Below are 6,857 nucleotides of genomic sequence, written 5' to 3'. Positions count from 1 at the left end.
TGCTCGAATTGGTGGTTGGTCTGGTTACAAGTCTCAGAAACCTCCTGGTATTACTACTTTGGTTCGCGGACTAGATCTGTTTGAATCCACCTTTTTTGGCTGGAAACTCGCTCTGGGCATACTTGTGTGTACACCGTAGCCTTTCCAAGGGGGGATTAAGGGGGGTAATGTCCGGGATTTAAAAAGAAACTCGACTTGCGTGTACACGGTAGCTTTCCAAGGGGGGATTAAGGGGGGTAATGCGAATTTTAGAGAATTGGTATAACCGAGAATGCTGCAAGTTATTAGATTAAAAAGACATATTTTGGATATTTCCTGTTCCACCTGGCATTACTACCTGACCAATTTTGTCTGCCAATTTCTCTAAATTAGGCATAGCCAAAATTTCAGCAAGTTTAGGATTTGGTTCGGCTTTAGCTGCTTGTGCCAATTCTTGTGCAGCTTCAGCCACTTCAGGGTTAGCTTTAGCCGCAGATTCTACCTCCACCACAGCTTTGCCATAATCGAGTGGTTGTTCTGGGGCTTGCTCGATCGCAGTTACAGTATGGGGAGATTGTTTTTTGAGCGTCACAAGAAACTGACCAGTTTTATTCCAGAGAGTTTCGCCTATCTGTTCGCCCGTTTTTTCTAAGGCTTTGGTGGCAAGTATAGAGCCAACAGCGATCGCCGCAGTAGTTAAAGGTTCCATATGCTACTTTGACTATGTGAATCCTATTTACTTATTAATACACCGCTTTTGTTCTAAATTAGGGACTGAGGACTAAGAGAAATTGGTAAAAGACTCTTATTTCATCAACTAACACCCCTGTTTCATCAACTAACACTCCTGTTTCATCAACTAACACCCCTGTTTCATCAACTAACACTCCTGTTTTATCAACTAACACCCCTTTTTTGCGTTAAATACTGATTTTATTGTTTTATTTACTACTAATTTTTGAGATAATTACTGAACTAAAATGCAGATGTAATAAGGCAAGCTAGCTGTATAACACAATCAAAAGAAAAACTTATGCCCTATCAAAAGCGCACATACCGAGCTTTAGAAAAAGCTGAATTGAGAGTTGCTGGACTTAAAGCAATCGATCCCAGTATGGATTTTGGAGATGCTCGTAACTTGCAAAATTTAACACAGCTAATTGAGCGATACCGGATGAAGATAGATGCTTATAATACCGCTTTATCCGTGATTGATTCTTCTAAAACTGAGATGGCTGAATTACAAAAGACTTTAGCCGACCTTACAGAAAAAATGCTGATAGGAGTTGCTTTTAAATACGGTAAAGACAGCCGTGAATATGAAATGGCGGGTGCTGTTCGCAAAAGCGATCGCATCCGTAAAATTAGGGCAACCCGCTCAAAAGCAGTTGCAGATGAAACATCTAATGAAAAAACTCAAACTACGTAGTATTTTCAATATTTAATTAAACAAAATTATTGATTGTGCGGTAGGCATCTTGCCTGCCCTTGATAATGTTGGGTTTCGTTCCTCAACCCAACCTACGCCTAGTTTCCCCCCTTCTTGTTCCCTGTTCCCTTTCATTTAACTATCTGATTGATCAAGTTTGTCTAGTCCATCTTGAATACATTGCCTGACGAATTCAGGGTAATTGTCTAATGCTTTGAGTTTGTCCATCATTGACTGCGGAGGTAAGCGCAGAGGAAGGCAAAGAAGGCGCTACGAATCGTTACATGATGTGAAAAATCTAAGTCTTGTACGGCAATACACATTTTTCTGGGGGGTGTACACGAAATTGTGCTGCACTGTCTAGTTTTTAGAATAGACCTACAGATGCAAAGCTTTATTAATTTCTAACAGACAGATAGACGCGATGAATAGCGTCTCTACAAATTTAATTGAGGGTACATCAAAATGCCTGTTGAAACTAATAACAAAAGACAAATCAAACCGCCGAAGGTACGGCAGTTTGGTGGTAGTTTACTGATTTTGTTAACTCTTCTATTACTGCTTAACTTTATTGTTCCTAGTTTTTTTGGGCCGCGACTGTCGCAGGTTCCCTATAGCGAATTTATCGCTCAAGTACAAGCAGGTAAAGTAGATAAGGCGATTGTGGGTGGCGATCGCATCCAATATGCCATCAAAACCGAAACTCCAGATGGCAAGACTGTCGAACAGGTATTTGCCACGACACCAGTAGCCATCGATCTAGATTTACCGAAGATTCTCCGCGAACATAATGTTGAGTTTGCTGCACCACCACCAGACCAAAATGGCTGGATTGGCACTTTACTCAGCTGGATTGCTCCACCGTTAATTTTCTTTGGTATTTGGGGCTTTTTAATTAATCGTCAGGGTGGTGGCCCGGCTGCATTAACAGTAGGTAAAAGCAAAGCGCGCATCTACTCTGAAGGCAGCACTGGTGTTAAATTCACAGATGTGGCTGGTGTAGATGAAGCCAAAGCTGAACTAGAAGAGATTGTTGATTTTCTCAAAAATGCATCTAAATACACGGCACTGGGGGCGAAAATTCCCAAAGGTGCTTTGTTGGTAGGCCCTCCAGGAACAGGTAAAACCCTGCTGGCAAAAGCGATCGCTGGTGAAGCTGCCGTTCCTTTCTTCAGCATCTCTGGTTCAGAATTTATTGAACTGTTCGTGGGTGTGGGTGCTGCACGAGTCCGCGATTTGTTTGAACAAGCCAAACAACAAGCACCTTGTATTGTCTTTATCGATGAATTAGACGCACTGGGTAAATCTCGCGGTGGTGCTGGTGGGTTCGTCGGTGGTAACGATGAGCGCGAACAAACTCTCAACCAGTTACTCACCGAAATGGATGGCTTTGATGCCAATACAGGTGTAATTATTATCGCCGCTACCAACCGTCCCGAAGTTCTCGACCCAGCTTTACGCCGTCCCGGTCGATTTGACCGCCTAGTTGTAGTCGATCGCCCTGATAAAATCGGTCGTGAAGCGATTCTCAAAGTTCATGCTAGAAATGTCAAATTAGCTGATGATGTCGATTTGGGCGCTATTGCTATCAGAACTCCAGGTTTTGCTGGGGCAGATTTAGCCAACCTCGTGAATGAAGCCGCACTGTTGGCAGCACGGCAAAATCGTCAAGCTGTAATGACGGCAGATTTCAATGAAGCGATCGAGCGCTTGGTGGCTGGCTTAGAAAAACGCTCTCGCGTACTTAATGAAACTGAGAAAAAGACCGTAGCATATCACGAAGTTGGTCACGCCATTATCGGTGCGTTGATGCCTGGTGCTGGTAAAGTCGAAAAAATCTCCGTTGTGCCTCGTGGTGTAGGTGCTTTAGGTTACACAATTCAGATGCCTGAAGAAGACCGTTTCTTAATGGTCGAAGATGAAATTCGCGGTCGGATTGCTACCTTATTGGGTGGACGTTCCGCAGAGGAAATCATCTTTGGTAAAGTTTCTACTGGTGCTTCTGATGACATTCAAAAAGCTACAGATTTGGCGGAACGCTATATTACTCTGTACGGAATGAGCGATAAACTGGGACCAGTGGCGTTTGAGAAGATTCAACAGCAGTTTATCGAAGGTTACGGCAACCCGCGCCGTTCTATTAGTCCGAAAGTGGCTGAAGAAATTGATCGGGAAGTTAAGCAGATAGTGGATAATGCTCATCATATCGCCTTGAGCATTCTGCAAACTAACCGCGACTTGCTAGAGGAAACCGCACAAGCACTGTTGGAAAAAGAAATCCTCGAAGGTTCGCAATTGCGCGATCGCCTCATCAGAGCGAGAGTACCAGAGGAAATGGCAGAATGGTTGCGCTCGGGTAAGTTATCAGAAGATAAACCATTGCTGCAATCTGTTCTAAACTAATGATTTGAGATTGAAGTGAAAAGCGATCGTCCAATTTTAGAGCGATCGCTTTTTTATGACATCAGCCAAGTAAAAATTTGTTCTACTGTTAGTTCTAACTCTATACTTTCAAGTATAAGTAATTTATCAGCACCTTCGTATAATTCTACTCGCTGACTAGGAAATACCCCTAGGACACTTTCATCTTCTGGGTTAAGCAACCAGTCTAGTTCGGTTCCATTGCGCGAACAATGCAAATGAATGATGTTTGCATTTAACCTAGATTATGCATTCCCAGACAGGAGCCTGGGAACGATCGCATCCGCAATTTCTAACTTTTAGTTAAAGTGCGGCTCTTTTCAAGATGAAGACTTGAGTTATCCTCTACCTTTAAAAGAGTTAAGCCATTCTTGGACTTGCTCTCGGGCAATATCGCGACCGCCTAGACCAAAAGCTAGAGCAATAGCAACAGCGATCGCACCTAGTAAAAGTCCAAAGGCTAAATTCACAATATCACTGGCAACTCCAATTTGTTGCAGTGCCATTGCAGAAACTAAGGCAATGATGGCAATCCGTGCTACCTGTCCCAAAATCCGCGCTTGAGGATTAGCAGAACTGGTAATAATGTTAAATGCTAGATTTGCCAAGAATAAACCAATAGCAAATACTATCAATCCCGCTAAAATCCGCCCGAATATCACTAAAATACCAGATACCAATGCTGTTAGGGCTGGAATATTCAGGATATTAACTGCTGCAACCGTTGCAAACAGCAAGATGCCAACTAAAACGACAATGCCAGCAATTTCTGATGGAGTGCGGGTAGCAGTAGGTGCTGCTGTTGGTTCTGCTGGAATGACAATTCGTCTGGTGGGTGTTGGCAGACCCAAAACAGAGAAAATGTTGTTAAAGCCTAAATTGGTGAGAATACTGGTGACTAAATCTGCTACAAATCGTCCCAGGAAGTAGGCAAAAATCAAAATTCCGATAGCTGTAAAGATTGCAGGCAGGGCATTGAGGATCTGCTGCAACATTGCGATCGCAGGCACGGAAATTGCTTCAATTCTCAACGCATTCAGAGCTGCGATCGCTACAGGAATCAAAATCAAAATATAGACAATCGTGGCTATGATACTTGATAAAGATTGTACTCCCGCAGATGAAGACAGTCCAAACCTCGTACCCAAATGGTCGATGCCCGTTGTCGCCAACAAGTTGCTAACAATCCGCCGCACCACATTAGCCAAGAACCAACCGACTACTGCAATTAGCGTCGCCGCCAGGATGTTTGGCAGAATTGACAGAATCTCTGTAATTAAGGCTTGTACTGGTTGTAGTGCCTGCCTTAGCCCCAGAGTATCCAGAACCGGGGCAAGAAAAAGTAAAAAGATGAACCAATAGAGGGCATTGCCAATTGTCTCACTCAAAGACAAGCGATCGAGGCTGATGTTATCGTCTTGGGTTTCTTGATTTAAACGCTCATCCAGCCTCAAGGCTTGTAGCCCACGTACTGTCACAATCTTGACAATAGTTGCTATTAACCAAGCAACAGTCAAAAGAATTCCTGCACCAACTATCTTTGGCAAAAAGCCAATGAGTTGGTCGAGAAAATTATTGAGCGGGCGAGAGGCTACCTCTAGCCCTAGAGCCTGTAAAACAGCTACTACCGTTAGTAAGATGATGCTCCAAAATACCAACTTGGAGACTAATTTCTCCACCTGGGGAACATCCTCGCGTCCCGTCACCCCTGCGGCAATACGGTTATCTATGTTTGTGCGATTGAGGATTCCGCGCGTCACCGCCTCTGCGATCGCTGCAATTAGCCAACCAATTAACAAAATTGCCACTACCCCTAGTAACCGGGGTATAAATGCAATCAACTGTTGAACAATTCCTTGCACATCGGCAATTCCTTGATTAACTCTTTGTTGATCCAGTGTCAGGCTTGGCGATTGTGCCAAAAATTGCTGTAACCTCATCGACAAACCAATGTCTATCAACTGGGTTATTCCTTGCCAAGTTGTGTTCATGGTTTTCCGGAATTAAGCTTAAGTATTCGCTAAAAACACTTGCGATGCTTGTAGGGTGGTTTGCTCAGAACAATTCCGTACCCCAGTAACTTCACTAGTGTTTTGAATATACATTTAACAGTAAAAACTTATATGGTATTGATAGCAAGAGTAATTTTTTACTTTGTAAAGTAATTTCTCTTTTTAGCAATCAATACTCTCAAAACAATGAGTTATTGATAAGTTTTAGTATCTTTATATACATTAATTTAAGTAATTTCAATTGTCAGTTGTTATTCCCGCCTGCTCCCCCTTGTCCCCAGTACCTAATTTTGAGGTAATCTAAGTGCAGCAACTGCATGAAAGAGAATGTCCCAAGCTTTTGAACAATCGATTCAAATTAATGCCACAGCTACGCTGGTGGAGCGCTGTATTACCGATTTAGCTCTCATGCATCGCTGGCTAAACCCCGTACTACGTTGCGAACCTGTGGGCGAAGCCTGGAGTACTGATGTCGGTAGTCAAAGTCAATTTGTGATTCAAATTCCTTTTGTTAAACCCACCCTCAACAGCGTCGTGGTAGAACGAAAACCAGGTTTAGTAGTCTGGGAATTTCAGGGATTTTTCCAAGGACGCGATCGCTGGGAATGTCAACCAATAGAACAGGGAACGCGCCTCTTGAACCGCTTTGAGTTCGATATTCCCAACCCGCTAGTTAGTTGGGGTTTCGACACCTTTGCCGCAGCTTGGACTAAAGAAGATATGCAAGCCCAACTACGCCGCCTCAAACGAGTAGCAGAAGAACAACAAATTAGTCAATAGTCAGTTGTCAGTAGTAATTGGGGATTGGTAATTGGTAATTGGTCAGTGGTTGGTGTTATTCTCCCCTGCTCTTGTGCCCCTCTGCTCCCCCTACTTCCCCCTCACAAGTGTAGGTTTTTAATCAAGCAATGAGTAATGACTATAAAACTAACGCTCTAATCATCATTTCTTCTACCCCTACACCCTTACACCCCCACACCCTTACACCCTAAAACCAGGGTTTTAGGAACAAAACG

General features: G+C 43.3%; 7 protein-coding genes. 3 read left to right on the top strand and 4 right to left on the bottom strand.

Annotated features, from left to right (window positions below; translation table 11 throughout):
• Positions 1-289 precede the first annotated feature (289 nt).
• On the bottom strand, positions 290-688 hold the full coding sequence (locus RMY31_RS23200; RefSeq protein WP_409878212.1) for a hypothetical protein: 399 nt from the start codon (positions 686-688) through the stop codon (positions 290-292).
• A 58-nt stretch (positions 689-746) separates the two neighbouring features.
• Positions 747-887 carry a hypothetical protein gene (locus RMY31_RS23195; RefSeq protein WP_409878211.1) on the bottom strand — a complete coding sequence of 47 codons (141 nt, stop codon included), beginning with the start codon at positions 885-887 and terminating at the stop codon, positions 747-749.
• A 125-nt stretch (positions 888-1,012) separates the two neighbouring features.
• Here RMY31_RS23195 and RMY31_RS23190 point away from each other — a divergent pair, with 125 nt between their 5' ends.
• Together RMY31_RS23190 and ftsH are read left to right on the top strand one after the other, a co-directional pair.
• Complete coding sequence (locus RMY31_RS23190) at positions 1,013-1,408, top strand: hypothetical protein (RefSeq protein ID WP_409878210.1); 396 nt, start codon at positions 1,013-1,015, stop codon at positions 1,406-1,408.
• A 465-nt stretch (positions 1,409-1,873) separates the two neighbouring features.
• On the top strand, positions 1,874-3,811 hold the full coding sequence (gene ftsH / locus RMY31_RS23185; RefSeq protein ID WP_409878209.1) for an ATP-dependent zinc metalloprotease FtsH: 1,938 nt from the start codon (positions 1,874-1,876) through the stop codon (positions 3,809-3,811).
• Between the two features lie 53 nt (positions 3,812-3,864).
• On the opposite strand, the gene RMY31_RS23180 is transcribed toward ftsH, so the two are convergent.
• Together RMY31_RS23180 and RMY31_RS23175 are read right to left on the bottom strand one after the other, a co-directional pair.
• Entirely contained in the window at positions 3,865-4,047 is a 183-nt protein-coding gene (locus RMY31_RS23180) for a hypothetical protein (protein WP_409878208.1), read from the bottom strand.
• 120 nt (positions 4,048-4,167) lie between these two features.
• Entirely contained in the window at positions 4,168-5,820 is a 1,653-nt protein-coding gene (locus RMY31_RS23175; protein ID WP_409878207.1) for a mechanosensitive ion channel, read from the bottom strand.
• Between the two features lie 348 nt (positions 5,821-6,168).
• Between RMY31_RS23175 and RMY31_RS23170 the strand changes: the two genes are divergently transcribed.
• Positions 6,169-6,621: an SRPBCC family protein gene (locus RMY31_RS23170; protein ID WP_409878206.1), complete on the top strand. Its 453-nt coding sequence runs from the start codon at positions 6,169-6,171 to the stop codon at positions 6,619-6,621.
• Positions 6,622-6,857: the final 236 nt, after the last annotated feature.

It is taken from the genome of Dendronalium sp. ChiSLP03b (assembly GCF_034531165.2).
Classification (GTDB): Bacteria; Cyanobacteriota; Cyanobacteriia; order Cyanobacteriales; family Nostocaceae; genus Dendronalium; species Dendronalium minutum.
Note: the sequence above shows the minus strand (reverse complement) of the source record. Positions and strands in the feature narration are given on the sequence as shown.

What these genes read in the sequence shown, in the direction of transcription:
- RMY31_RS23200 (WP_409878212.1), bottom strand. Translation starts at nt 688, where the DNA reads ATGGAACCTTTAACTACTGCGGCGATCGCTGTTGGCTCTATACTTGCC.
- RMY31_RS23190 (WP_409878210.1), top strand. Translation starts at nt 1,013, where the DNA reads ATGCCCTATCAAAAGCGCACATACCGAGCTTTAGAAAAAGCTGAATTG.
- ftsH (WP_409878209.1), top strand. Translation starts at nt 1,874, where the DNA reads ATGCCTGTTGAAACTAATAACAAAAGACAAATCAAACCGCCGAAGGTA.
- RMY31_RS23175 (WP_409878207.1), bottom strand. Translation starts at nt 5,820, where the DNA reads ATGAACACAACTTGGCAAGGAATAACCCAGTTGATAGACATTGGTTTG.
- RMY31_RS23170 (WP_409878206.1), top strand. Translation starts at nt 6,169, where the DNA reads ATGTCCCAAGCTTTTGAACAATCGATTCAAATTAATGCCACAGCTACG.